This window comes from Luteimonas marina, assembly GCF_007859325.1.
GTDB classification, from domain to species: domain Bacteria; phylum Pseudomonadota; class Gammaproteobacteria; order Xanthomonadales; family Xanthomonadaceae; genus Luteimonas; species Luteimonas marina.
Genome location: NZ_VOHK01000010.1, coordinates 20086 through 43123, shown reverse-complemented (window position 1 = coordinate 43123; position 23038 = coordinate 20086). Strand labels below are relative to the sequence as shown.

Here is a 23038-nt window from a genome sequence, read left to right as displayed (position 1 = left end):
CGGCGGTTGACCTCGCTCTTGCAGCCCGGCAGCGTCTGCGCCGTCGGCTCCAGCGGACGGCTCTCGCCGTAGCCCACCGGACCCAGCAGGCGGCCGGCGTCGACGCCGTTGCCCGTCAGGTAGTCGTACACCGCCGAAGCGCGGCGCTGCGACAGGCTCTGGTTGTAGGCGTCGGCACCGCACAGGTCGGTGTGGCCGGCCACTTCAACCCGCAGGTCGGGGTAGCGCTTCAGGATCTCCACCGCCTCGTTCAGGATCGCCACCGCGTCCGGACGCAGCGTCGACTTGTCGAAGTCGAAGTTCACGCCGTTCAGGTCGATCGTGATCGGGGCCGGCGGCGGCGGCGGGGCCGGCTCAGCCGGCGGCGGCGGCGGCGGGGCCACCGGCGCGGTCGGCTCCGGACCCAGCGGGATCACCACGCCGATCGACGCGATCACGTCGCTGAAGTAGCTCTCTTCCATCTGGTGCGGGTAGCCCGACGAATCCGTGCCGCTCTCGGCCGCGTAGCTCTGGTCGTCGAAATCGAAACGGGTCGCCAGCTCGGCACGCACCGCGACGCGACGGCTGAAGTCGCTCTGCACGCCCACGCCCACCTTCGCCGCCAGGTTGCCGTCCTCGCGCTGCAGCGGCGAGGTCGTGCCACCCGTCGGCACGTACTCTTCCTCCGAACGCTGATAGCCCAGGCCGAACAGCACGTACGGCGACCAGTTGCGCGATTCCGAAATGAAGTGGCGACGCAGGTCCAAAGACACGCCGTACTGGCTCCACAGCAGGTCGCTGTTGTGCTCGAAGTTCGGGTTCTGGTAGTTCAGCGCGCCTTCCACCGACCACACCGGGCTGATGAACTTGCCCACGCCCAGGCCCAGCGCATACGCGTCGTCCGTGCGACGGTCCTCGTCCTGCAGGTTGTAGCCCGCAGAGCCGCTCAGATACCAGCGATCGTCGAAGTCCTGCGCGGACGCGACCTGCGCAATTCCGAGGCCACCAAGGAGCGCCACGCTGAGGAGTTTCATCTTTGTCATTGTCCAGTTCCTTTGAAAGGCCTTCGCCAAACGGATTGCGACCCCGTGTCCCGCGATGCGGCATTCGGTGCCATGTCTTGTATTGAATGCGTATCCAGCTTGCCACCTGAACGCACGCCGGCAGAGTAGATTTGCAGCCGTGAAGGGCATGTTAACAACGATATAACTTCTTGCCGGTTTTCTACATGCCGGCTGAACAAGGCGGGCATGTGTGGACACTCGCGTCCGCAGCAGGGAACGAATCCTCCGGACGGCATCCCGTCGCGAGCGGCGCAGGATCCGCGCCGGGGAGACGCCCATCGCAATATCGGGCGACCCCTTCGGCCGCGGCGAAGGGACGACGCCGACCGTCCCGTCTCGACAGCTGAGACCCCCTCCCGACAGGCTGGCATTCCCTGCATTTGCCCCCACATCGGCGGCTCGCTAGGCTGATCGATTCCCCGTCCGCCCGGCTGCCCTCCCCCAGCCCCAAACCGGAATCCCACACCGATGGCGATGGACACCATCCGCATCCGCGGTGCCCGTACCCACAACCTCAGGAACATCGACCTCGACCTGCCGCGGGACAAGCTGATCGTCATCACCGGCCTGTCCGGTTCGGGCAAGTCGTCGCTGGCGTTCGACACGATCTATGCCGAGGGCCAGCGCCGCTACGTCGAGTCGCTGTCGGCCTATGCGCGGCAGTTCCTGAGCGTGATGGAGAAGCCGGACGTCGACCACATCGAGGGCCTGAGCCCGGCGATCTCGATCGAGCAGAAATCGACCTCCCACAACCCGCGCTCGACCGTCGGCACGATCACCGAGATCTACGACTACCTGCGCCTGCTCTACGCCCGCGTCGGCCTGCCGCGCTGCCCGGACCACGGTTATCCGCTGGAGGCGCAGACGGTCAGCCAGATGGTCGACCAGGTGCTGGCGCTCGACCCGGACCAGCGCTGGATGCTGCTGGCGCCGGTGGTGCGCGAGCGCAAGGGCGAGCATGCACAGGTGTTCGAGCAGCTGCGCGCGCAGGGTTACGTGCGCGTGCGCGTGGACGGCGCGCTGCACGAGATCGACGCGGTGCCGCCGCTGGCGCTGCGCCAGAAGCACACGATCGAGGCGGTGATCGACCGCTTCAGGGTCCGCGACCCCGCGTCGGAGTCCGGGGCGGGCATGAAGCAGCGCCTGGCCGAATCGTTCGAGACCGCGCTCAAGCTCGGCGACGGCATGGCCGCGGTGCAGGCGATCGACGACGATACCGTCGCGCCGCTGCTGTTCTCGTCGAAGTACAGCTGCCCGGTCTGCGACTACTCGCTGCCCGAACTCGAGCCGCGCCTGTTCTCGTTCAACTCTCCGGTCGGCGCCTGCCCGACCTGCGACGGCCTCGGCGTCTCGCAGTTCTTCGACCCGGCGCGCGTGGTGGTGCATCCGGAACTGTCGCTGGCCGCCGGCGCGGTGCGCGGCTGGGACCGGCGCAACGCCTACTATTTCCAGCTGATCCAGTCGCTGGCCAAACACTACGGCTTCAGCGTCGACGAGCCCTGGCAGGAATTGCCGGAAAAATCGCGCGAGGCGGTGCTGTTCGGCAGCGGCGATACCACGATCACCTTCAGCTACATCACCGACGCCGGCGGGCGCACCCAGCGCAAGCATCGCTTCGAGGGCATCGTGCCCAACCTCGAGCGCCGCTACCGCGAGACCGAGTCCGCGGCGGTGCGCGAGGAGCTGGCGAAGTACATCAGCGAGCGAGCCTGCACCGACTGCGGCGGCGCGCGCCTGAACGCGGCCGCGCGCAACGTGTTCGTCGCCGAGCGGCCGCTGCCGGAGCTGGTGGTGCTGCCGATCGACGAGGCGCTGGAATTCTTCCGCTCGCTCAACCTCGCCGGCTGGCGCGGCGAGATCGCGACCAAGATCGTCAAGGAGATCAACGAGCGGCTGGGCTTCCTGGTCGACGTCGGCCTCGACTACCTGACCCTGGAGCGCAAGGCCGACACCCTGTCCGGCGGCGAGGCGCAGCGCATCCGCCTGGCCTCGCAGATCGGCGCCGGCCTGGTGGGCGTGATGTACGTGCTCGACGAACCCAGCATCGGCCTGCACCAGCGCGACAACGAGCGCCTGCTCGGCACCCTCACCCGCCTGCGCGACCTCGGCAACACGGTGATCGTGGTCGAACACGACGAGGATGCGATCCGGCTGGCCGACCACGTCGTCGACATCGGCCCCGGCGCCGGCGTGCACGGCGGCGAGGTGGTCGCCCAGGGGTCGTTCGGGGACGTGCTCAAGGCGCCGCGCTCGCTGACCGGCCAGTACCTGTCGGGCAAGCGCGAGATCGCGGTGCCCAAGCGCCGGCACAAGGCCAACCCGAAGATGCAGCTCAAGCTGCTGGGCGCCTCCGGCAACAACCTGCGCGACGTCGACCTGACGATTCCGTCGGGCCTGTTCACCGCGATCACCGGCGTCTCCGGCTCGGGCAAGTCCACGCTGATCAACGACACCCTGTACGCGCTGGCCGCGAACGAGATCAACGGTGCCTCGCACAAGCCGGCGCCGCATCGCGAGGTGCAGGGCCTGGACCTGTTCGACAAGGTGGTCGACATCGACCAGTCGCCGATCGGCCGCACGCCGCGCAGCAATCCGGCCACCTACACCGGCCTGTTCACGCCGCTGCGCGAGCTGTTCGCGCAGGTGCCCGAGGCGCGCGCGCGCGGCTATTCGCCGGGCCGCTTCAGCTTCAACGTCCGCGGTGGCCGCTGCGAGGCCTGTCAGGGCGATGGCCTGATCAAGGTCGAGATGCACTTCCTGCCCGACGTGTACGTGCCCTGCGACGTCTGCGGCGGCAAGCGCTACAACCGCGAGACGCTGGAGATCCTGTACAAGGGCTACAGCATCCATGACGTGCTGGAGATGACGGTCGAGGACGCGCTGGCGCTGTTCGAGCCGGTGCCGTCGATCGCGCGCAAGCTGGAAACCCTGCTCGACGTCGGCCTGAGCTACATCAAGCTCGGCCAGCCGGCGACGACCCTGTCCGGCGGCGAGGCGCAGCGGGTGAAGCTGTCGAAGGAACTCTCGCGCCGCGACACCGGGCGCACGCTCTACATCCTCGACGAGCCCACCACCGGCCTGCACTTCCACGACATCGAGCACCTGCTCGCCGTGCTGCACAAGCTGCGCGACGACGGCAACACCGTGGTCGTGATCGAGCACAACCTCGACGTGATCAAGACCGCGGACTGGGTGGTCGACCTCGGCCCGGAGGGCGGCCATCGCGGCGGCATGATCATCGCCGAGGGCACGCCCGAGCACATCGCCGGCCTGCCGCAGTCGCATACCGGCCGCTTCCTCGCCAAGACGCTGGGGCTCGAAGGCAAGGCCGGCAAGCGCAGGTCGGCGGCCTGAGCAATTGCTCGCCGCCGGCCGTCGCACACTGTGCAGATCCCGACTGCCCTTCCACGCCGATGAGCCTCGACAACCGCACGTCCCTGGTCCGCATGCCGATCGAGCTGCGCTGGCGCGACCTCGACGCGTTCAACCACGTCAACAACTCGAACTTCATGACCTACCTCGAGGAGGCGCGGATCCGCTGGTTCGATTCGCTCGGCGAGGCATGGCTGACCGACACCATCGCGCCGCTGCTGGCCGCGGTGCAGATGAACTACCGGGTGCCGATCCCGTACCCGTCGAGCGTGGTGGTGGAACTGTTCGCCGACCGCGTCGGCACCACCAGCGTCACCATCGGCCATCACATCGCCAGCGAGGACGGCACCGTGCTGCACGCCGACGGGCACGTGGTGATGGTGTGGATCGACCGCGCCAGCGGGCGGCCCACGCCGCTGCCGGAGGCGGTGCGGCGGGTTGCGTCGAACCCCGCGGCCGCAGGGGCGCCGTAGGAGCGCCTTCAGGCGAACCACCGTCGCCCGACCGGATCGCGCCGGCCGCCGTCAGGCCGCGCTCAAAGCGCGTCCGGCCTGCGCACCTCGAATTCCCCGCGCAGCTTGCGTCCGTCGGACAGCTCGAGTTCGATCGCGATGCGCTGCCCGGCCTCGATCTCCGCGTTCGGCCGCATCAGCATCAGGTGCAGGCCGCCCGGCGCCAACGCGACCTTGCCCCGCGCCGGCACCGGCAGGGACTCGACGTGGCGCATGCGGCTGACGCCGTCGACCTGGCGCGTCTCGTGCAGTTCGACCGAGGCGAAGGCGGGGCTGCCCGCGGCGACGATGCTCACCGGCGCCTCGCACGGATTCGCGATCTCCGCGAACCCGGCCATCATCGGCATCGCCATCGGCGGCTGGCGGATCCAGCCCGATTCGATGCGCGGCGTGCATTCCTGCGCCTGCGCCGACAGCGAGGCGAGGCCCAGCAACATGAAACCGGCAAGGCGACGAAGGCGTTTCATGCCGCCTATGATATCGCGACCCAGTCACCGGATCGACGAATGCACGTACTGATCGAACGCAGCGCCCACGACGGCATCCACGAACTGCGCCTGGCGCGTGCGCCGGTCAATGCCTTGGATCCCGCGCTGTGCGCGCAGCTGCGCGACGCGATCGCCGACGCCGTCGCGTCCGGCGCGCAGGGGCTTGTGCTTTCGGGCGGCCCGAAGGTGTTCTCGGCCGGGCTCGACGTGCCGTTCCTGCTGACGCTCGACGCCGCCGCGCTGCGCGAGGCCTGGGAGGGCTTCTTCCTCGCCGCCCGCGCACTGGCCGAATGCCCGGTGCCGGTCGCGGCGGCCCTGAACGGCCATGCGCCGGCCGGCGGCTGCGTGCTGGCGTTGTGCTGCGATTATCGAGTGATGGCCGCCGGCGACTATCGCATCGGCCTCAACGAAACCCAGGTCGGCCTGGTGGCGCCGGAAGGCATCCAGCGGCTGATGCGCCGCGCGGTCGGGCCGCAGCGCGCCGAGCGCCTGCTCGTCGCCGGCGAGATGGTGGACGCGCAGCGCGCACTGGCGATCGGCCTGGTCGACGAACTCGCCGACATCGACAACGTACCGATGCGCGCGCACGAATGGCTGCGCGGCCTGCTGGCCCTGCCGCGCAAGCCGGTGTTGGCGACGCGCGCGATCGCGCGCGCCGACGTGGTCGCCGCGCTGCGGCCGGAGCTCATCGAGCTGGACCGCTTCGTCGCGTCCTGGAACGATCCCGACACCCAGGCGGCGCTGCGCGCGCTGCTGGCGAAGCTCGGCAAGTAGGCATCCCGCGCCGGTGCGGCTCAGTCGCCGGTCGCCACGGGCCGCGACGGGTCGGCGATCCAGCCGCTCCAGGAGCCGGTGAACAGCTTCGCGCCCGGCAGGCCGGCATGCGCCATCGCCAGCAGGTGGTGGCAGGCGGTGACGCCGGAACCGCACATGGCCACGACAGCGTCGGCGCGACGACCGTCGAGCAGCGCATCGAATTCGGTCCGCAGTTGCGCAGCCGGCTTGAAACGACCATCGACCAGGTTCGAGGCATACGGACGGTTGCCGGCGCCGGGCACGTGCCCGGGGACCGGATCGATCGGTTCGACCTCGCCGCGGAAGCGCTCCGGCGCGCGCGCATCCAGCACCAGGCCGCCGGCGTCGAGGTGGCGGCGGACGCCGTCGGCATCGAACAGGCGCGAGGCGTCGAACGTCGCGGCGTAGGCCGCGGGCGACGGCGACGGAACGGCAGCGTCCACCGGCAGGCCAAGGGCGGTCCAGCGCGCCCAGCCGCCGTCGAGCACGGCGACCGCCTCGTGCCCGAGCATCTTCAGCAGGCACCACAGCCGCGCCGCGAACGCGCCGTCGCCGGCGTCGTACGCCAGCACGCGGCTGCCGGGCGAGATGCCCCAGTCCGACAGGCGCGCGCTGAAATCACTGGCGTCGGGCCAGGGATGCCGCCCCTGGCCCTGCTTGCCGTGGTCCGAGAGGTCGCGGTCGAGATGCGCGTAGCGCGCGCCGGGAATGTGCCCGGCCCGGTACGCCTGTTCGCCGGCCTCGGGATCGGCCAGCGAGAAGCGGCAGTCGACCACCACGACGTCGCGCTCGTCCAGCGCGGCGGCGAGCGCTTCGGGCTGCACCAGCGTATTCCAGCCGGACCTCGTCATCGCACCGCCTCCAGTCGCTCGCGCAGGTTGTACAGGATCGACGCCGTGACGCCCCAGATGCGCTGTTCCGGCGCACCGGGATACGGCGCGTATTCGAGCACGTGGCGGATGCGGCCGCCGAACTCGATGTCGAGTTCGCGCAGGTGGTCGCGCGCCAGCAGGAACGACAGCGGCACCTCGAACACCGCGGCGACTTCCGCGGGATCGGGACGGGCGACGAAGTCCGGATCGAGCCGCGCAATCACCGGCACCACGCGGTAGCCGGTGACGGTGCGCATCGGATCGAGATAGCCCAGGGGCGAGGCCTGCGGCGGTTCGAGGCCGATTTCCTCGTTGGCCTCGCGCAGCGCGGCGGCGAGCATGCTCGCGTCCCCGGGATCCATGCGTCCGCCCGGCAGGCTCACCTGCCCCGGGTGCTGGCGCAGGGCGTCGGTGCGGCGGGTCAGCAGGACCTGCAGGTCGTCGTCGCGTTCGACCAGACCCAGCAGCACCGCGGCAGCGACGGGCGGTTCGCGGCCGAGCAGGCCGTCAAGCTCGGCGAGGTTCCACTCGGGACCGGCGGGAACCGCGTCGATCGGATGCAGCGCGCGCGCAATGCGGTCGAAGCGGGCCACGGACATGCTCAATCGGTACGTTGCGCTTCGCGTTGCGGAAGCACGTGCTCCATCAGTCGCAGGCGTTCATCATCGCCCATCTGCAGCCAGCGCGCGATCTCCGCGGAACTGCGGTGGCATCCCAGGCAGAAGCCTGCGTCGTCGAGCATGCAGACGCCGATGCAGGGACTGAGCACGGCGCGGAACGTGGAATTCATGGACAAAATAGGTGCCACACGGCGACCGGAGTCGCCGAAGAAGGCCGCGGCGGCGGGGCCGGCGCGGTGGGAGTTGCGGAATCGATGCGGGGGCGGCCGCACTGCGCGCGGAGCCAACTGCTGAAGACGCTGCATGTCCGCTTGCGCGGAGATGACGCGACGGCGGCCACGCGCTGGACGCGTGGCGTCGTCTCTATCCCACTTACGACAAGTAGATCCCTCGCCTGCGGCTCGGGATGACGCAACGGCAGCCACGCGCCTTGCGCGTGGGCCGTTGCGTCACTTGACGCTGACGAGCTTGACGTCGAACACGACCGCCTGGTTGGCCATGCGGCCGGCCTGGATCGTCGTGCCGTAGGCCTTGTCGCCCGGCAGCACCACTTCCCAGCGCGCGCCGGTCGGCATCTGCAGCAGCGCCTCGCGCAGGCCCACCAGCGGGATCTGGCTGATCTTCATCGTCACCGGGCCGGCCTGCTGGCCTTCCTGCGGCTGCGCGGTGTCGACGAACACGGTGCCGTCGGGCAGCGTGCCCTTGTAGTTGATCTGCACGTCGCTGGCCTGGGTCGGCTTGGCGCCGCTGCCGTTCTCGATCACGCGGTACTGGACGGTGCTGCCCGGCAGGGTCTGCACGCCCTGCTTGGCGCGGTTCTGCGCCAGGAAGGTGTCGCTCTGGCTCTTGTTCTCGCTGGAGAGCTTGGCGAACTCGGCCTCCATCTTGGCCTGCTGGCGCTTCTGCATGTTCTCGACCGCGGCCCTGAGCTGGTCGACCGGCACGGCCGGCTGCTTCTTCGCGTAGGCGTCCTGGATCGCCTTGATCACGGTGTTGACGTCGACCGCCTCGCCGCGCGCCGTGAGCTCGGCCAGCTCATTGCCGGTGTTGTAGCCGATCGCGTAGCTCAGCTTGCCACGCTCGGAGGTCGTGTCCTGCGCCGAAGCCGCCGCGGAAACCAGGGTCATCGCCGCGAGGCTGGCGGCAAGCAAACGCACTTTCATTCAGTCAATCTCCAGAAGGATTCAATCGGCCGGCGTCCGGCCCAGACACGACACGGGGCGGTCGAACCGCCCCTGATGGACACGCTAGGATAGCGGCCGCAGGGCTTAACCGCCACTGACGCCCCCGTTCCGACCGCCACCGGCCCGACAAGTTCCGGCGCGCGGCCCGGCGCCTCTCCTCCAGACCGCCCGACCATGACCGATTCCCCGCTCCAGATCGCCGATCGCGACGCCGTCCGCACCATCACCATCGACCGCCCGGACAAGCTGAACGCGCTCGATTCGGCGACCCTCGACGCCCTCCATGCCGCCGCCGACGCGGCCGCGGCGGACCCGTCAGTACGCGCCGTCGTGTTGACCGGCGCCGGGTCGAAGGCCTTCGTGGCCGGCGCCGACATCGGCGAAATGGCCGCCCTGACCCCGGCGCAGGGCCGGGACTTCGCCCTGCGCGGGCAGCGGATGATGCGCCGCTTCGAGAAGCTGCCCAAGCCGGTGATCGCGATGGTGAACGGGTTCGCCCTGGGCGGCGGGCTGGAGCTGGCGATGTGCTGCCACCTGCGGATCGCGGCCGATACCGCGAAGCTCGGCCAGCCCGAGATCAACCTCGGCCTGATCCCGGGCTTCGGCGGCACCCAGCGCCTGCTGCGCCTGGCCGGACGCGCCGCGGCGCTGGAACTGTGCCTGGCCGGCGCGCCGATCGACGCGGCGCGCGCGCTGCAGCTGGGCATCGTCAACCGCGTGGTGCCCGCCGCCGACCTCGAGGCCGACACCATGACGCTGGCCACGCAGCTGGCGAACGCCGCGCCGCTGGCGCTGCGCGGCATCCTCGACTGCATCAACGTCGGCGGCGAGGCCGGCATCGAGGAAGGCCTGGAGTACGAAGCCGCGCAGTTCGGCCTCGTGTTCTCGACCGACGACATGCGCGAAGGCACCGAGGCCTTCCTCTGCAAGCGCAAGCCGACCTTCCGCGGACGCTGACGCCGCCCCGCCATGCACCGGAAGCCAGACGCCACCGGTCCAGCCCGTCCCGCCGCGCCGGATGCCGCGCGCCTGGTCGCGCTGCTGCGCGGCGACGACCTCGACGCCGCGATCGACGCCGGACTGATGGCCTTCGTCGACGACGGCGCGCAGGCGCTGGACGACGCGGCGCGGGCCCTGCTGGTCGACACGCAGCGACGCCTGCGCGCGGCCTGGGACGCACGCGAGCGCCATCGCGCGCGCGAAACGCGGCTGGCGCGGCGCAAGGCCGAACGCGACGCGCGGCGAACGCCGCCACCACCGGCCGCCGCGCCGAAACCCGTGCTGCCGGCCGTCGCCGCGGCCGCGCTGGCGCGCGCGAAAGCCCGGGCGGGCACGCCGTGACGCCACCGGCCGCCACGCGCAAGCGCAAGGCATCACCACCGCGCAGCCGGCTCTCGCCCGCCGAAGTCCGCGAACTGTTCTCGCGACTCGCCGAACTCGACCCCTCGCCCACCACCGAACTCGAATACACCACCCCGTTCGAACTGCTGGTCGCGGTGGTGCTGTCGGCGCAGGCCACCGACGTCGGCGTCAACAAGGCCACGCGCCGGCTGTATCCGGTCGCCAACACGCCGCGCGCGATCCTCGACCTCGGCGAGGAAGGCCTCAAGCGCCACATCTCGACCATCGGCCTGTTCAACGCCAAGGCGAAGAACGTGATCGCGCTGTGCCGGATCCTGCTCGACGCGCATGGCGGCGAAGTGCCGCGCTCGCGCGAGGCGCTGGAGGCGCTGCCCGGGGTCGGCCGCAAGACCGCGAACGTCGTGCTGAACACGATCTTCGGCGAAGGCACGATCGCAGTGGACACGCACATCTTCCGCGTCGCCAACCGCACCGGGCTGGCGCCGGGCAAGGACGTGCGCGCGGTGGAGGACGGGCTGATGCGGGCGGTGCCGTTGGAGTACCTGCTGGGCGCGCACCACTGGCTGATCCTGCACGGCCGCTACGTGTGCAAGGCGCGCAAGCCCGACTGCCCGCACTGCGTGATCCGCGACCTGTGCCGGTTCAAGGACAAGACCGCCGCCGACGAATGAACGAAACGGCGCCGCGCCCATGCAAAAGGCCCCGGACGGACGTCCGGGGCCTTTTGCCGAAGCGTCTGGCGCGGGAGGCTTACCAGGCGAACTGCGTGCGCAGCGCGTACTGGCCGGTCTCGTCGCCGGTCACCTCGTTGTCGCCCTGCGTGTAGTTGAACATGAAGCGCAGGTTCGGGTTGACGTAGTAGTTCATGCCCAGGATCCAGCTGCTGACCTCGCGGTTGAGATCCTTGTTCTCGATCGAGTCGTAGCGCGCGGTCAGCTCCCACAGGCCCTTGCCGGCGACGGGCGCCGAGCCGAACACGCCGGTGCCCGCCTTGTACGGCTTGTGGCCGCCGTTGAGGTGCCAGCTGCCCTGCACGTACCACGTCGTCAGGTCCTGGTCCGGGCCGGTCGGCTGGCCGAACGTGGCGTTGGCGTACTCGCCCTGGAAGAACACCGGGCCGAACGAACCGGCGGCTTCCAGCGCGTAGACGTCGATCGTGTCGCCGCTGGCGCCGGTCACCGTGGCGATGGTCTGCGAGGGGCCGCGACGGCCGGCATAGTTCGCCACGGCCGAGAAGTCGGCCGAGCCCTGGTTGAGGTTCTCGCTGCTGATCCAGCCGCCGAAGTGCAGGGTGCTGTCGACGGTGTTGATCGGCGCGAAGGTCACGCGGCCGGCGTAGCCGGCGCCTTCGTTGCGCGTGCCGGACGCGCTGCGCAGGTTGAACGCGCTGAAGCCCGCGGTGTAGTTGCTGCCCGCGCGCAGGTAGCCGACGCCCTGCTGGAACTGGCGGTTGGTGAACAGGCCGGTCGCGGTCGCGAACGGGCGCTCCATCATCAGGATTTCGTTGGAGCTGGTCAGCTCTTCCATCGCGCGGTACGGCTTGAAGTGGCCGATGGTGAACTTGCCGCCGAGCGCGGACTTGGCGATGTAGACGTCGCGGAAGCCTTCCAGGCCACCGCCGGCGCCGAAATCGTTCTCCACCTTGTAGTCCCAGCCGTAGGCCTTGCCCTGCAGGGTCAGGCGCGCGCGGCGGAACTCGGTGGTGCCGGTGGTGCTGGCCTGGTCGCGGTCGAAGGCGTAGGTATCGAAGTGGACGCGGCCGCCGATCGAGGCCTCGAACTTCTTGTCGGCCGAGGTGATCTTGATACCGCCCTTGGTGTCGACGACCGGATTGCTGGTCGCCATCTTGTCGAGGCTTTCCTGGGTGGCGACGTTGATGTCCGACTGCGCGTCCGAGCGCGTCTCCAGTTCTTCGACCTTGGCCGCGAGGGCCGCGAGCTGCGCCTTGAGTTCGGCGATCTCCTGGTCTTTCGACGACTGGGCGGCGGCGGGCAGTGCGGCGGTGCCGAGAGCGGTGGCAAGCGCGGCGGCGAGGAGCGAGTGGCGCATCATCGGGATGTCCTGTGGCAATGGAAGGGCGAAAAAGGTTGGGCACGCCCGCGCGCCGCCAATCGCGCGGCACCGGGCAAATGCGTCTGGTTTCGTTAGGAACTCGTTGGACCGGCGCAGTGTGGGCACCGGCTCTGACAGCTGGATGTACGAAAAATGACAATCCGGTGTCAGCCGAGCTGCTCCGGGGGCCTGGCCATGCCGACAACGCATCGTCGCACGGCGGCCTCGGCCCGGCCCCTTCCCCGAACGCAGGAACGGCGCCTCCCGGCGCCGTTCCCCTGGACCCCGCCGGAAAGCGGATCAGACTTCGTTGTTGATCTCGTCCGCGCGTTCCCTCGCCAGTTCGCGCACGCGGTCGGCCTGGTCCTGGAGCCCCGCGGCCTCCAGCCTTTCGGCAATCGCCTCGGCCGCTTCGAGCACGGCGTTGGCATGGTCTTCCCGGCTGGCGTTCGGCGGCAGTTCCTTCGTCGCCTCGATCTCGGCCAGCGCGGCCGCGTCGAAGCTCTCGGACGCCTCCGTCGCCTGCTGCTCGTACACCCCGATCTCGGGATTCTCGTCCTCCGCGGCGTTGTCCAGTTGGGTATCGGCGCTGGACGAGGCCTGCGCGGCGGCGTCCGTCTGCTCCGAGGGCGTGGGCGCGCCGGTCGGCAGGCCCTGCGAGGTGGTGCGCGTGACGCCGGTCGGCACGCCGTTCTCGTAGTAGCCGTACTCGACTTCCGATCCGTCGCTGCCGTTCGCACCGGGCGTCGTCGGCGCCCAGCCGGTCAATGGCGCGCCTTCGGTATCGGTCCGGACGACGACGCCCCCGGCATCCACCGTGTCGGCATTGGCCGGCTGGCCGTTCGCGCCCATGCGCGCGTGGTAGGGCGGGCCGAGCGGCTGGCCGTCCTGGTAGTTCTGGAATTGCGCGACGCCGTTTTCGTTCGGCGGCGACACGGCGACGGTGCCGTTCTGCGGCGGCTTCGGTCCGACGACCGGCGCGGGATCGCCGACCGTCTTCGATTCGGTGGTCCTGGTGCCCGCGACCTCGTGGCCATCCACGAAGTAGGCCCATTGCGCCCCCGATGAACTGCCGTTGACGACATACCATCCGTCGCCCTCGATCGGCTGCTCCGCGAAATCGACCTCCCTCGCCGGCGGCGGCTCGTCCGGCGCGCCGTCCACGCTGGTCACCGTTTCGGTGGTCGCGCGTCCGTCGACGTAATACGTGTACTCCGTCTCTGCGCCGTTGCTGCCGTTCGCGCCCGGCGTGGTCGGCGCCCATCCGGTCAGCGGCCGGCCATCCTCGCCGGTGCGGATCACGTTGCCCTGCGCGTCGATCGTGTCCGCATTGGCCGGCTGCCCCGTGCCCGTCTCCGGCGACGTGTAGGGCGGCCCCACGGGCTGGCCGTTGGCGTAGTTCTGGAACTCCGGGTTGCCGTTGGCGTCGACGTTCCCGGTCGCCACGGTGCCGTTGCCCGGCGTCGCCCCGGACTGGCCCGGCGTCAGCTGCTCCTGCGGGGAGCTGCGGACGAACACGACCTCGCCCGGCCAGATCAGGTCGGGATTGCGCTCGCTCTCGGCGTACTGGGGATTGTCGCGATAGAACGCCTCCATGTCGGGCGGATTCCCGTATCCGCCGTTCGCCGCGATCTCGCACAGCGTGTCCCCCGGCTGCACGACGTAGGTTTCCGTTCCTTCGGGCGCGGCCACTTCGCCGGAGATCACCTCGTCGGCGGTCACCACCGCCTGATCGTTGGCGAAGTTGCTCCCGCTGTAGGGGATGTTGACGTCACCCGACATGACATTGCCCTCGCTTGCGTCCTCGATGCGACCGATCGTACTGTCCGCCCCCGCGGCCTGGCAGCTGGGGCGGACCCTATTCGCGCAGCCCGGGACGCCGTCACATTGCAGTCATGGAACGTCAACATCGGTGTCATCTGATGGTCGTGCAATAGCGCGGCAGCGGGATTCCTCCCGCATTGACTCCAGGGACCCCATGCACGCCATCTTCAAGACCTCGGCCGCCGCGCTCGCGCTGGCCACCGCTTTCGTTTCCACCGCCCAGGCCAACGACGCCACCGGCGCCGGCGCCTCATTCGTCTATCCCGCCATCTCGCGCTGGTCGGCCGACTACAAGCAGGCCACCGGCAAGCAGGTCAACTACCAGTCGATCGGCTCCGGCGGCGGCATCGCCCAGATCAAGGCCGCGACCGTCGACTTCGGTTCCTCCGACGCGCCGCTCAAGCCCGATGACCTGGCCAAGTCCGGCCTCGCCCAGTTCCCGTCGGTGATCGGCGGCGTGGTGCCGATCGTGAACCTGCAGGGCGTGGCCGCCGGCGCGATGAAGCTCGACGGCGAGACGCTGGCCAACATCTTCCTCGGCAAGATCACCAAGTGGAACGACCCGGCGATCGCCGCGCTCAACGGCGGCCTGCCCCTGCCCGACGCCAAGATCACCGTCGTGCACCGCTCCGACGGCTCGGGCACCTCGTTCAACTTCACCAACTACCTGTCCAAGGTCAGCGGGGACTGGAAGAGTTCGGTCGGCGAAGGCACGGCGGTCAAGTGGCCGGTCGGCATCGGCGGCAAGGGCAACGAGGGCGTGGCCGCCTACGTCAAGCAGATCAAGGGCGGCATCGGCTACGTCGAACTGTCCTACGCGCTGCAGAACAAGCTGGCCTACTCGCGCCTGAAGAACGCCGCCGGCAACTTCGTCAATCCGAGCGACGAGACCTTCTCGGCGGCCGCCGCCAGCGCCAACTGGGGCGCGTCGAAGGACTTCTACCTGGTCATGACCAATGCGCCCGGCGAGAACGCCTGGCCGATCACCGCGACCAACTTCATCCTGATGCGCAAGAAGCCGAAGAACCTCGAGGGCGCGAAGAACGCGCGCGAGTTCTTCCGCTGGGTCTACGCCAGCGGCGACGACCAGGCGCGCGCGCTGGGCTACGTGCCGCTGCCGGACTCGCTGGTGCAGCAGGTGCAGACCTACTGGACGCAGAACCTCGACTACTGAGGCGCATCCGCCGCATCGATTCTCCTCCCATTGCGGACTCCTCCCTTGCGGGCCTTCGGGCCCGCTTTTTTTGGGGTCTTCTCCCATGTGAGGGAACAACCCCCGGGAAACGAATCCTGTCATTTCGACCGCAGGGAGAAACTTCCTCCCCCCGGCGCCGGAGACGAGATTTCTCCCTGCGGTCGAAATGACAGGGCCAATGACAGGGCTTCCCTTCGGCGCGACCACGCCGGCGCCGTCATGAATGCGGACCTCCAGCGTCATACGGCTGTAACAAAAACATCATTTCATGTCGCCATGCCGTCCCGTGGACGGATCCAGATCCCAATTCGGAACTGCCTCATGAATGCCCCCATCGCCCGCCTGACCCTGCTCGCGCTGTCGACGGCCCTGTTCGCCACCGCCTGCTCGCCCGACGGCGGCAACACCACGCCGGCCGCGCAGGCCCCTTCGGCCGACGGCGCCGCCGCCACGCCCGCGGGTGAAAGGAGCACCGCCGAGATTTCCGGCGCCGGCGCCTCGTTCATCTATCCGCTGGTGTCGAAGTGGTCGGCCGACTACAACACCGCCACCGGCGCCAAGGTCAACTACCAGTCGATCGGCTCGGGCGGCGGCATCGCGCAGATCAAGGCCGGCACCGTCGACTTCGGCTCCACCGACAAGCCGCTGTCGAGCGCGGAACTGGCGGAAGCCGGCCTCGGCCAGTTCCCGTCGGCGATCGGCGGCGTGGTGCCGGTGCTCAACGTCGAAGGCCTGCAGCCGGGCCAGCTCAAGCTCACCGGCCCGGTGCTGGCCGACATCTTCCTCGGCAAGATCACCGCCTGGAACGATCCGGCGATCGCCGCGCTCAACGCCGGCACCACACTGCCCGACGGCAAGATCAGCATCGTCCACCGCTCCGACGGTTCCGGCACGACGTTCAACTTCTCCAACTACCTGTCCAAGGTCAGCGGCGACTGGAAGTCCAGGGTCGGCGAAGGCACCTCGGTGCAGTGGCCGAGCGGCGTCGGTGGCAAGGGCAACGAGGGCGTGGCCTCGTACGTGAAGCAGATCAAGGGCTCGATCGGCTACGTCGAACTGGCCTACGCGCTGCAGAACAACATGCCCTACGCCTCGCTGCAGAACGCAGCGGGCAACTGGGTGCAGCCCAACGACGCCAGCTTCGCCGCGGCAGCCGCGACCGCCGACTGGGCGAGCGCGCAGGACTTCAACCTGGTGATCACCGACGCACCCGGCGCCGACGCCTGGCCGATCACCGCGACCAACTTCATGCTGATGCACAAGCAGCCCAAGGACGCCGCGCGCAGCAAGGCCACGCTGGACTTCTTCAAGTGGGCGTTCGAGAGCGGCCAGGCGCAGGCGACCGAACTGCACTACGTCCCGCTGCCGGCGGAGCTGGTGCAGCAGATCGAGGCGTACTGGGCGGCGGAGTTCAAGTGACGCAACGTCCCGCGCGCATCGCGCGCGGCTGACGTTGCGTCATCCCCGCGCAGGCGGGGATCCAGTGTCTTGGCTTTGACCCTCCCCAAGGCCAAAGACGCTGGGTTCCCGCCTACGCGGGAATGACGGACCAACTTCTTTCCGGGACTTCCATGAACGCCGCCACCCTCCCCGCTCCCGCCAGCAGCGCCCGCGACGTCAAGGACGCGCGCAACGACCGCGTCTTCAAATGGATGCTGACCGGCACCGTGGTGTTCGTGCTGGTCGCCCTGGCCAGCGCCGCGCTGTCGATGCTGTGGGGCGGCCGCGACGCGCTCGCCTCGCAGGGCCTGAGCTTCTTCTACTCGTCCGAATGGAATCCGGTCGAGAACAAGTACGGCGCGCTGGCGCCGATCTACGGCACCGTGGTCACCGCCGTCATCGCCATGCTGATCGCGGTGCCGGTGAGCTTCGGCATCGCCTTCTTCCTGACCGAGGTCGCGCCGCGCTGGCTGCGCGGCCCGGTCGGCACCGCGATCGAGCTGCTGGCCGGCATCCCCTCGATCATCTACGGCATGTGGGGCCTGTTCGTGCTGGTGCCGGTGATGACCGAATACGTCACGCCCTGGCTCAACGACCACCTCGGCACGATCCCGGGGATCGGCGTGCTGTTCCGCGGCCCGCCGCTGGGCATCGGCATGCTCACCGCCGGCTTCGTGCTCGCGATCATGGTGATCCCGTTCATCTCCTCGGTGATGCGCGAGGTGTTCCTGACCGTGCCCACGCGGCTGAAGGAATCGGCCTACGCACTCGGTTCCACCAAGTGGGAGGTCAGCTGGGACATCGTCCTGCCCTATACCCGCTCGGCGGTGATCGGCGGCATCTTCCTCGGCCTCGGCCGCGCGCTCGGCGAGACGATGGCGGTGGCCTTCGTGGTCGGCAACTCGGTGCGACTGTCGCCGTCGCTGCTCGAACCCGGCACCACGATCGCCGCGCTGATCGCCAACGACTTCGGCGAGGCCACCGAAACCTATCGCTCGGCCCTGCTGCTGCTGGGCTTCGTGCTGTTCATCGTCACCTTCGTGGTACTGGCCATCGCCCGCTTCATGCTGATGCAGCTGGCGCGCAAGGAGGGCAACTGATGTCCGCCGTCACCGCACGCGAGCACGCCATCGCCGACCGCCTGTACGCCAGGCGCCGTTTCGGCAACGCCCTGGCCGTCGTCCTCGCCGTCGGCACCGCGCTGTTCGGCCTGTTCTTCCTCGGCTGGATCCTGTGGACGCTGTTCGCCAAGGCCGTCGGCGGCATCAACTGGGCGCTGTTCACCCAGATGACGCCGCCGCCGCTGCAGGAAGGCGGCCTGCTCAATGCCTTCTTCGGCAGCGCGGTGATGTGCGCGATGGCGATCGGGATCGGCACGCCGCTTGGCGTCGCCGCCGGCACCTGGCTGTCGGAGTACGGCAAGGCACGCAAGGCCGGCACCGTGGTCCGCTTCGTCAACGACATCCTGTTGTCGGCGCCGTCGATCGTGCTCGGCCTGTTCGTCTACACCCTGATCGTGATGCAGACCGGCGGCAACTTCTCGGCGCTCGCCGGCGCGATCGCGCTCGCCTTCATCGTGCTGCCGGTGGTGGTACGCACTACCGACGAGATGCTGCAGCTGGTGCCGGTGCAGATGCGCGAGGCCGCGCTGTCGCTGGGCGTGCCGCAGTGGAAGGTGATCATCCAGGTGCTCTACCGCAGCGCCTCGGCCGGCATCGTCACCGGCATCCTGCTGTCGCTGGCGCGCATCTCCGGCGAGACCGCGCCGCTGCTGTTCACCGCCTTCGGCAACCAGTACTGGAACTCCAACGTGCTGCAGCCGATGGCGAGCGTGCCGGTGGTGATGTACCAGTACGCCGGCAGCCCCTACGAATCCTGGCAACAGCTCGCCTGGGCCGGCGCCTTCGTGCTGACCGTGTTCGTGCTGCTGGTCAGCCTGTCCGCGCGCGCGCTCTTGCTCCGCAACAAGATCTCCAATGACTAACCTCTCCCCGGATCCGGCCATGAACGACCTCAACTCCGCCGCGCCCCAGCAACGGATCAACGTGGCCACGCAGCAACGCGGCGCGCTGGCGCCGATGCCGACCAAGATCGCGGTCAAGGGCCTGGACTTCCATTACGACAAGTTCCACGCGCTCAAGGACATCAACCTCGAGATCCCCGAGAAGCGCGTGACCGCGCTGATCGGCCCCTCGGGCTGCGGCAAGTCGACCCTGCTGCGCATCTTCAACCGCATCTATTCGCTGTACCCGAAGATGGACGCGACCGGCGAGATCCTGCTCGACGGCGAGAACATCCTGTCGCCGAAGTACCCGATGAACCGCTTGCGGTCGAAGGTCGGCATGGTGTTCCAGAAGCCGGTGCCGTTCCCGATGACGATCTACGAGAACATCGCCTACGCGATCCGCCACCACGAGAAGCTGTCGAAGAAGCAGCTCGACGAGCGCGTCGAGCAGGCGCTGCGCCAGGGCGCGCTGTGGGACGAGGTCAAGGACAAGCTGGGCCAGAGCGCGCTCGGCCTGTCCGGCGGCCAGCAGCAGCGCCTGTGCATCGCCCGCGCCGTGGCGCTGCGCCCGGACGTGCTGCTGCTCGACGAGCCGACCTCGGCGCTGGACCCGATCTCGACCAGCCGTATCGAGCAGCTGATCGAGGAACTCAAGCTCGACTACACCATCGTCATCGTCACCCACAACATGCAGCAGGCCGCGCGCGTGTCCGACTTCACCGCCTTCATGTACCTGGGCGACCTGATCGAGCACGACACGACGGAGACGATCTTCTCGAATCCGTCGAAGCAGCAGACCGAGGATTACATCACCGGCCGCTTCGGGTGAAGCGAACGGCGGGATTCGGGACTGGGGATTGGGGATTCGACAAGGCGAATCCCGCCCCGGTTACGGTTCCCGGCGATCTTCCGAATCCCCATTCCCCATTCCCTAATCCCGGCTCTCAACCATGAACACCCAACCCCACGACCACATCGTCAAGAGCTACGACGAAGAGCGCCAGCGCCTGATCGGCGAGATCCTGCGGATGGGCGAGATGTCGGCGGCGCAGCTGGAAGCGGCGCTGGACGTCGTCGAACGCCGCGACGACAAGGCCGCCGCGCGCATCATCGGCAACGACGAAGCGATCGACACGCTGGAGCAGGAAGTCAGCCACGACGTCATGAAGCTGGCGCTGCGCGGCCCGATGGCGCGCGACCTGCGCGAGATCCTCGCCGCGCTGCGCATCGCCTCGGACATCGAGCGCATCGGCGACTACGCCGCCAACGTCGCCAAGCGCTCGACCGCGCTCAATGCGTCGCCGCCGCTGCCGCACACCCGCGGGCTGAACGCGCTCGGCCAGCTGGTCGTCCGCCAGGTCCGCGACGTGCTGGCCGCGTTCGCCGCCAACGACGCCGACGCCGCCCAGCGCGTGCGCGCCCAGGACGCCGAGGTGGACACGCTGTACACCGGCCTGTTCCGCGAGTTGCTGACCTACATGATGGAAGACGCGCGCGCGATCACCCCGTGCACGCACCTGCTGTTCATGGCCAAGAACCTCGAGCGGATCGGCGACCACGCCACCAACATCGCCGAGAACGTCTGGTTCCTCGTGCACGGCGACGACGCCCTGCCGCCGAGGGACAAGCGCGACGAGACCAACGTCGCCACCTGATGCTGCAGGGCAGCACGCCGCTGGCCCCGTGGGACCGCCCTCGGGCGCGATACGCCTGAGCTCCGGGGCATCGCGCCCGAGGGCGCTCCCACACAAATAAACTTCCCCTGAACGCGGGCGGCAGCAGGCGTGCCGCCGCACACCGGTTCCGCCCTCAACCTGCTTTTAATGCATGGTTCGACACACTCCCGGCAACGGGATCGGGGGGAACGCGATGGCGCCAGCGGCAACCGCGACTTCGATGCCAAAGCGGCGCGCACGTGCCGCCGCGCAGCGCCGTCGTACCCGTCGACTTCAGCCCGAAGCGCTCGTCTGCGGGTTCCCCGACCGTCTCACCCGCGGGCATGCCCGCCCCTCCAGAGGAGCTCCACCATGACCCAGTCCAGCAAGAAGCCCGTCGCCGTCGCCATCGGCACCGCCCTCGCCGGCGGCCTGCTGCTGTCCGGCTCCAGTTTCGCGGTCACCCCGCTCGCCCAGGGCTACCTGCTCGGCGCGCAGGACGCGGCCACCGCCGACGCCAAGGCGCAGGAAGGCAGCTGCGGCGGCGACAAGGCCAAGGCCGAGGGCAAGTGCGGCGAAGGCAAGTGCGGGCTCGACAGGATCGACACCGACAAGGACGGCAAGGTCTCGCGCGCCGAGTTCGACGCCGCCCATCCCGACAAGGGCGAGAAGTTCGCGGCAATCGACAGCAACGGCGACGGCTTCATCGACCAGGCCGAGCACGAGGCGCACAAGGCCGGCAAGAAGGCCGACATGGAAGGCAAGTGCGGCGAGGGCAAGTGCGGCGGCGCCGCCTGACCCGCTGAACCGCGCACCCGCGCGCATGCGTCCGGCTCCCCCGCCGCTGCCGAGCGCCAGCGCGGGCCTCGGCCTGCGGCGCGGACTGCTGTCCGCGCTGCAGGCGGCCGACCGGGCCGCGTTCGATTTCCTCGAATGCGCGCCCGAGAACTGGATCGGCGTCGGCGGACGCCTCGGCGCCGCCTTCGAGGCGCTGGCCGAGCGCCACGCCATCACCTGCCACGGCCTGTCGCTGTCGCTGGGCAGCGTGGCGCCGCTGGACGAGACCTTCCTCGCCCGCGTCGGTCGCTTCCTCGATCACCACCGCGTGCCGCTGTACAGCGAACACCTGAGCTGGTGCAGCGACGACGGCCACCTCTACGACCTGCTGCCGATCCCGTTCACCGAAGAGGCGGTCGAACACGTCTCGGTGCGGATCCGCCGCGTGCAGGACCTGCTCGGGCGGCGGATCGCGGTGGAGAACGTCAGCTACTACGCCAGCATTCCGGTCGCACCGCAGCTTGCGCTGGACGAGGCGACGTTCGTCAACGCCGTGCTCGAGCGCGCCGACTGCGACCTGCTGCTCGACGTCAACAACATCTACGTCAACGCGGTCAACCACCGCTACGACGCCGCCGAGTTCCTGCGGCGGATGCCATCGTCGCGGATCGCCTGCTACCACGTCGCCGGCCACTACGACGAGGCCGACGACCTGAAGGTCGACACCCACGGCGCCGCGGTCAAGCGCGATGTCTGGCAACTGCTCGCCGAGGCCTACCGCGTGCACGGCGTGCGGCCGACGCTGCTGGAACGCGACTTCAACTTCCCGCCGTTCGAGGAACTGCTGGGCGAGGTGGACGGCATCCGCGCCCTGCAGCGCGCCGCCGACGCCCCTGCGGCGAGACCGGCGCATGGCTGAGGCTCCGGCCACGCTGCGCGCGCAGCAGTTCGCGCTGTCGCGCCATCTGCGCGATCCCGCCGCGGCGGCGGCGCCCGACGGCATCGAGGACCGGCGCCTGGCCGTGTACCGCGAACTGCTCTACAACAACCTGCAGGGCCTGCTCGCCGGCAACTTCCCGGTGATCCGCAGGACGCTCGGCAACGAGGCCTGGCATGCGCTGGTCCGTGCGTTCTACGCCGGCCACCGCTGCCACACGCCGCTGTTCACCGAGATCGGGCGCGAATTCGTGCGCTGGCTCGAACGGCAGATCGACGAGGACGCGGCGCTGCCACCCTGGCTGCCGGAGCTGGCGCATTACGAATGGGTCGAGCTGGCGCTGCAGATTTCGGACGCGCAGCCGCCTGTCGAGATCGAGCCCGTCGACGCCTCCGGAGCGGATCCGGGGCAGGCCCTGCTCGACGGCATCCCCGTGCTCTCGCCGCAGGCCTGGGCGCTGGCCTATCGCTGGCCGGTGCATCGCATCGGCCCGGAACACCAACCATCCACACCGCCGGAGCAACCCACGCTGCTGCTGGTGCGCCGCGATGCGCAGGGCGAGGTGCGCTTCGCGCAGCTGTCGCCGCTGGCGTTCCGCCTGCTGGAACTGCTGGACGGGGCCACGCGCAGCGGGCGCGACTGCCTGCGGGCGCTCTCGTGGGAAGCGGGCGTCGGCGACGAGGCCTTCCTCGACGAAGGCCGGGCCATGCTCGCGCGCATGCACGACGAGGGCACGCTTGCGGGGGTCCGCAGCGCCTGAGTCGCCCCGAAGACCTGTCGCCCCCCGAAAATCCGGCCTTCCCCCGACCCCCTGTCATCCCGAGCGCAGCGAGGGATCTCTCCATCCGGTCGCGACAAGAACAGATCCCTCGCGACGCTCGCGATGACAAGCCGAGATCCTGGCG

20 protein-coding genes and 2 pseudogenes are annotated in these 23038 nt (G+C 69.3%); 15 read left to right on the top strand and 7 right to left on the bottom strand.

Translation table 11 applies throughout. The annotated features are described in order from the left end of the window. On the bottom strand, positions 1 to 1013 hold a 1013-nt coding region (locus tag FQY83_RS17090), incomplete at its 3' end, for an OmpA family protein (protein ID WP_425478676.1). Between the two features lie 498 nt (positions 1014 to 1511). Here FQY83_RS17090 and uvrA point away from each other — a divergent pair. Both uvrA and FQY83_RS17080 read left to right on the top strand, forming a co-directional pair. After that, positions 1512 to 4355 (top strand): annotated as a pseudogene (gene uvrA / locus FQY83_RS17085) (excinuclease ABC subunit UvrA); the annotation flags it as partial. Between the two features lie 101 nt (positions 4356 to 4456). Beyond that, positions 4457 to 4888 (top strand): acyl-CoA thioesterase, encoded by a 432-nt coding sequence (locus tag FQY83_RS17080; protein ID WP_146389380.1) that lies wholly within the window; start codon positions 4457 to 4459, stop codon positions 4886 to 4888. 62 nt (positions 4889 to 4950) lie between these two features. On the opposite strand, the gene FQY83_RS17075 is transcribed toward FQY83_RS17080, so the two are convergent. After that, complete coding sequence (locus tag FQY83_RS17075; RefSeq protein ID WP_238333541.1) at positions 4951 to 5394, bottom strand: copper chaperone PCu(A)C; 444 nt, start codon at positions 5392 to 5394, stop codon at positions 4951 to 4953. A 39-nt stretch (positions 5395 to 5433) separates the two neighbouring features. On the opposite strand from FQY83_RS17075, the gene FQY83_RS17070 reads away from it, so the two are divergent. Further along, on the top strand, positions 5434 to 6189 hold the full coding sequence (locus FQY83_RS17070) for an enoyl-CoA hydratase/isomerase family protein (protein ID WP_146389379.1): 756 nt from the start codon (positions 5434 to 5436) through the stop codon (positions 6187 to 6189). Between the two features lie 20 nt (positions 6190 to 6209). On the opposite strand, the gene FQY83_RS17065 is transcribed toward FQY83_RS17070, so the two are convergent. The 3 genes and pseudogenes from FQY83_RS17065 to FQY83_RS17055 all read right to left on the bottom strand — a co-directional run bounded on the left by FQY83_RS17065 (position 6210) and on the right by FQY83_RS17055 (position 8865). Then, positions 6210 to 7061: a sulfurtransferase gene (locus tag FQY83_RS17065; RefSeq protein ID WP_146389378.1), complete on the bottom strand. Its 852-nt coding sequence runs from the start codon at positions 7059 to 7061 to the stop codon at positions 6210 to 6212. Next, positions 7058 to 7872, bottom strand: a pseudogene (locus tag FQY83_RS17060) (CoA pyrophosphatase). The gene FQY83_RS17065 and the pseudogene FQY83_RS17060 overlap by 4 nt, the downstream one beginning before the upstream one ends. Before the next feature lie 279 nt (positions 7873 to 8151). Beyond that, a complete protein-coding gene (locus FQY83_RS17055; protein ID WP_146389377.1) occupies positions 8152 to 8865 on the bottom strand; it encodes an FKBP-type peptidyl-prolyl cis-trans isomerase N-terminal domain-containing protein in 714 nt (237 codons plus the stop codon). Positions 8866 to 9060: 195 nt separating this feature from the next. On the opposite strand from FQY83_RS17055, the gene FQY83_RS17050 reads away from it, so the two are divergent. From FQY83_RS17050 to nth, 3 genes are read left to right on the top strand one after another with little or no spacing between them, the layout of a single operon-like run. Beyond that, on the top strand, positions 9061 to 9843 hold the full coding sequence (locus FQY83_RS17050) for an enoyl-CoA hydratase/isomerase family protein (RefSeq protein WP_146389375.1): 783 nt from the start codon (positions 9061 to 9063) through the stop codon (positions 9841 to 9843). A gap of 12 nt (positions 9844 to 9855) precedes the next feature. Beyond that, entirely contained in the window at positions 9856 to 10227 is a 372-nt protein-coding gene (locus FQY83_RS17045) for a hypothetical protein (protein ID WP_238333540.1), read from the top strand. Beyond that, the gene (gene nth / locus FQY83_RS17040) at positions 10224 to 10919 is read left to right on the top strand and encodes an endonuclease III (protein WP_146389373.1); all 696 of its coding nucleotides are present in this window, start codon (positions 10224 to 10226) and stop codon (positions 10917 to 10919) included. Before FQY83_RS17045 ends, nth begins: the two co-directional genes overlap by 4 nt. A gap of 79 nt (positions 10920 to 10998) precedes the next feature. On the opposite strand, the gene FQY83_RS17035 is transcribed toward nth, so the two are convergent. Then, complete coding sequence (locus FQY83_RS17035) at positions 10999 to 12297, bottom strand: OprO/OprP family phosphate-selective porin (RefSeq protein ID WP_158636548.1); 1299 nt, start codon at positions 12295 to 12297, stop codon at positions 10999 to 11001. Between the two features lie 303 nt (positions 12298 to 12600). Next, positions 12601 to 14082 (bottom strand): LysM peptidoglycan-binding domain-containing protein, encoded by a 1482-nt coding sequence (locus tag FQY83_RS17030; protein ID WP_146389369.1) that lies wholly within the window; start codon positions 14080 to 14082, stop codon positions 12601 to 12603. A gap of 196 nt (positions 14083 to 14278) precedes the next feature. On the opposite strand from FQY83_RS17030, the gene pstS (FQY83_RS17025) reads away from it, so the two are divergent. The 9 genes from pstS (FQY83_RS17025) (at position 14279) to FQY83_RS16985 (ending at position 22893) form a co-directional block, all read left to right on the top strand. Further along, the gene (gene pstS / locus FQY83_RS17025; protein WP_146389367.1) at positions 14279 to 15298 is read left to right on the top strand and encodes a phosphate ABC transporter substrate-binding protein PstS; all 1020 of its coding nucleotides are present in this window, start codon (positions 14279 to 14281) and stop codon (positions 15296 to 15298) included. 342 nt (positions 15299 to 15640) lie between these two features. Then, entirely contained in the window at positions 15641 to 16738 is a 1098-nt protein-coding gene (gene pstS / locus FQY83_RS17020; protein WP_146389365.1) for a phosphate ABC transporter substrate-binding protein PstS, read from the top strand. Between the two features lie 152 nt (positions 16739 to 16890). Next, a complete protein-coding gene (gene pstC, locus FQY83_RS17015; RefSeq protein ID WP_146389363.1) occupies positions 16891 to 17859 on the top strand; it encodes a phosphate ABC transporter permease subunit PstC in 969 nt (322 codons plus the stop codon). Beyond that, positions 17859 to 18743: a phosphate ABC transporter permease PstA gene (gene pstA / locus FQY83_RS17010; RefSeq protein WP_146389361.1), complete on the top strand. Its 885-nt coding sequence runs from the start codon at positions 17859 to 17861 to the stop codon at positions 18741 to 18743. Before pstC ends, pstA begins: the two co-directional genes overlap by 1 nt. Before the next feature lie 19 nt (positions 18744 to 18762). Further along, positions 18763 to 19593, top strand: coding sequence for a phosphate ABC transporter ATP-binding protein PstB (gene pstB / locus FQY83_RS17005; protein WP_146389359.1), 831 nt, complete (start codon positions 18763 to 18765; stop codon positions 19591 to 19593). Between the two features lie 121 nt (positions 19594 to 19714). Further along, the gene (gene phoU / locus FQY83_RS17000; RefSeq protein WP_146389357.1) at positions 19715 to 20419 is read left to right on the top strand and encodes a phosphate signaling complex protein PhoU; all 705 of its coding nucleotides are present in this window, start codon (positions 19715 to 19717) and stop codon (positions 20417 to 20419) included. A gap of 372 nt (positions 20420 to 20791) precedes the next feature. Further along, positions 20792 to 21217: an HvfA family oxazolone/thioamide-modified RiPP metallophore gene (locus FQY83_RS16995; RefSeq protein ID WP_146389355.1), complete on the top strand. Its 426-nt coding sequence runs from the start codon at positions 20792 to 20794 to the stop codon at positions 21215 to 21217. 25 nt (positions 21218 to 21242) lie between these two features. After that, positions 21243 to 22115 carry an HvfB family MNIO-type RiPP peptide maturase gene (locus FQY83_RS16990; RefSeq protein WP_146389353.1) on the top strand — a complete coding sequence of 291 codons (873 nt, stop codon included), beginning with the start codon at positions 21243 to 21245 and terminating at the stop codon, positions 22113 to 22115. After that, positions 22108 to 22893, top strand: a complete 786-nt coding sequence (locus FQY83_RS16985) for an HvfC family RiPP maturation protein (RefSeq protein ID WP_146389351.1) — start codon at positions 22108 to 22110, stop codon at positions 22891 to 22893. Before FQY83_RS16990 ends, FQY83_RS16985 begins: the two co-directional genes overlap by 8 nt. Positions 22894 to 23038 lie beyond the last annotated feature (145 nt).

Coding starts and splice junctions, on each gene's coding strand:
- pstS (WP_146389367.1), top strand. CDS start 14,279: ATGCACGCCATCTTCAAGACCTCGGCCGCCGCGCTCGCGCTGGCCACC.
- FQY83_RS17055 (WP_146389377.1), bottom strand. CDS start 8,865: ATGAAAGTGCGTTTGCTTGCCGCCAGCCTCGCGGCGATGACCCTGGTT.
- FQY83_RS17065 (WP_146389378.1), bottom strand. CDS start 7,061: ATGACGAGGTCCGGCTGGAATACGCTGGTGCAGCCCGAAGCGCTCGCC.
- FQY83_RS17035 (WP_158636548.1), bottom strand. CDS start 12,297: ATGCGCCACTCGCTCCTCGCCGCCGCGCTTGCCACCGCTCTCGGCACC.
- pstC (WP_146389363.1), top strand. CDS start 16,891: ATGAACGCCGCCACCCTCCCCGCTCCCGCCAGCAGCGCCCGCGACGTC.
- pstB (WP_146389359.1), top strand. CDS start 18,763: ATGAACGACCTCAACTCCGCCGCGCCCCAGCAACGGATCAACGTGGCC.
- FQY83_RS17045 (WP_238333540.1), top strand. CDS start 9,856: ATGCACCGGAAGCCAGACGCCACCGGTCCAGCCCGTCCCGCCGCGCCG.
- pstA (WP_146389361.1), top strand. CDS start 17,859: ATGTCCGCCGTCACCGCACGCGAGCACGCCATCGCCGACCGCCTGTAC.
- FQY83_RS16995 (WP_146389355.1), top strand. CDS start 20,792: ATGACCCAGTCCAGCAAGAAGCCCGTCGCCGTCGCCATCGGCACCGCC.
- pstS (WP_146389365.1), top strand. CDS start 15,641: ATGAATGCCCCCATCGCCCGCCTGACCCTGCTCGCGCTGTCGACGGCC.
- FQY83_RS17030 (WP_146389369.1), bottom strand. CDS start 14,082: ATGTCGGGTGACGTCAACATCCCCTACAGCGGGAGCAACTTCGCCAAC.
- FQY83_RS16985 (WP_146389351.1), top strand. CDS start 22,108: ATGGCTGAGGCTCCGGCCACGCTGCGCGCGCAGCAGTTCGCGCTGTCG.
- FQY83_RS17050 (WP_146389375.1), top strand. CDS start 9,061: ATGACCGATTCCCCGCTCCAGATCGCCGATCGCGACGCCGTCCGCACC.
- FQY83_RS17070 (WP_146389379.1), top strand. CDS start 5,434: ATGCACGTACTGATCGAACGCAGCGCCCACGACGGCATCCACGAACTG.
- FQY83_RS17075 (WP_238333541.1), bottom strand. CDS start 5,394: ATGAAACGCCTTCGTCGCCTTGCCGGTTTCATGTTGCTGGGCCTCGCC.
- phoU (WP_146389357.1), top strand. CDS start 19,715: ATGAACACCCAACCCCACGACCACATCGTCAAGAGCTACGACGAAGAG.
- FQY83_RS16990 (WP_146389353.1), top strand. CDS start 21,243: ATGCGTCCGGCTCCCCCGCCGCTGCCGAGCGCCAGCGCGGGCCTCGGC.
- FQY83_RS17080 (WP_146389380.1), top strand. CDS start 4,457: ATGAGCCTCGACAACCGCACGTCCCTGGTCCGCATGCCGATCGAGCTG.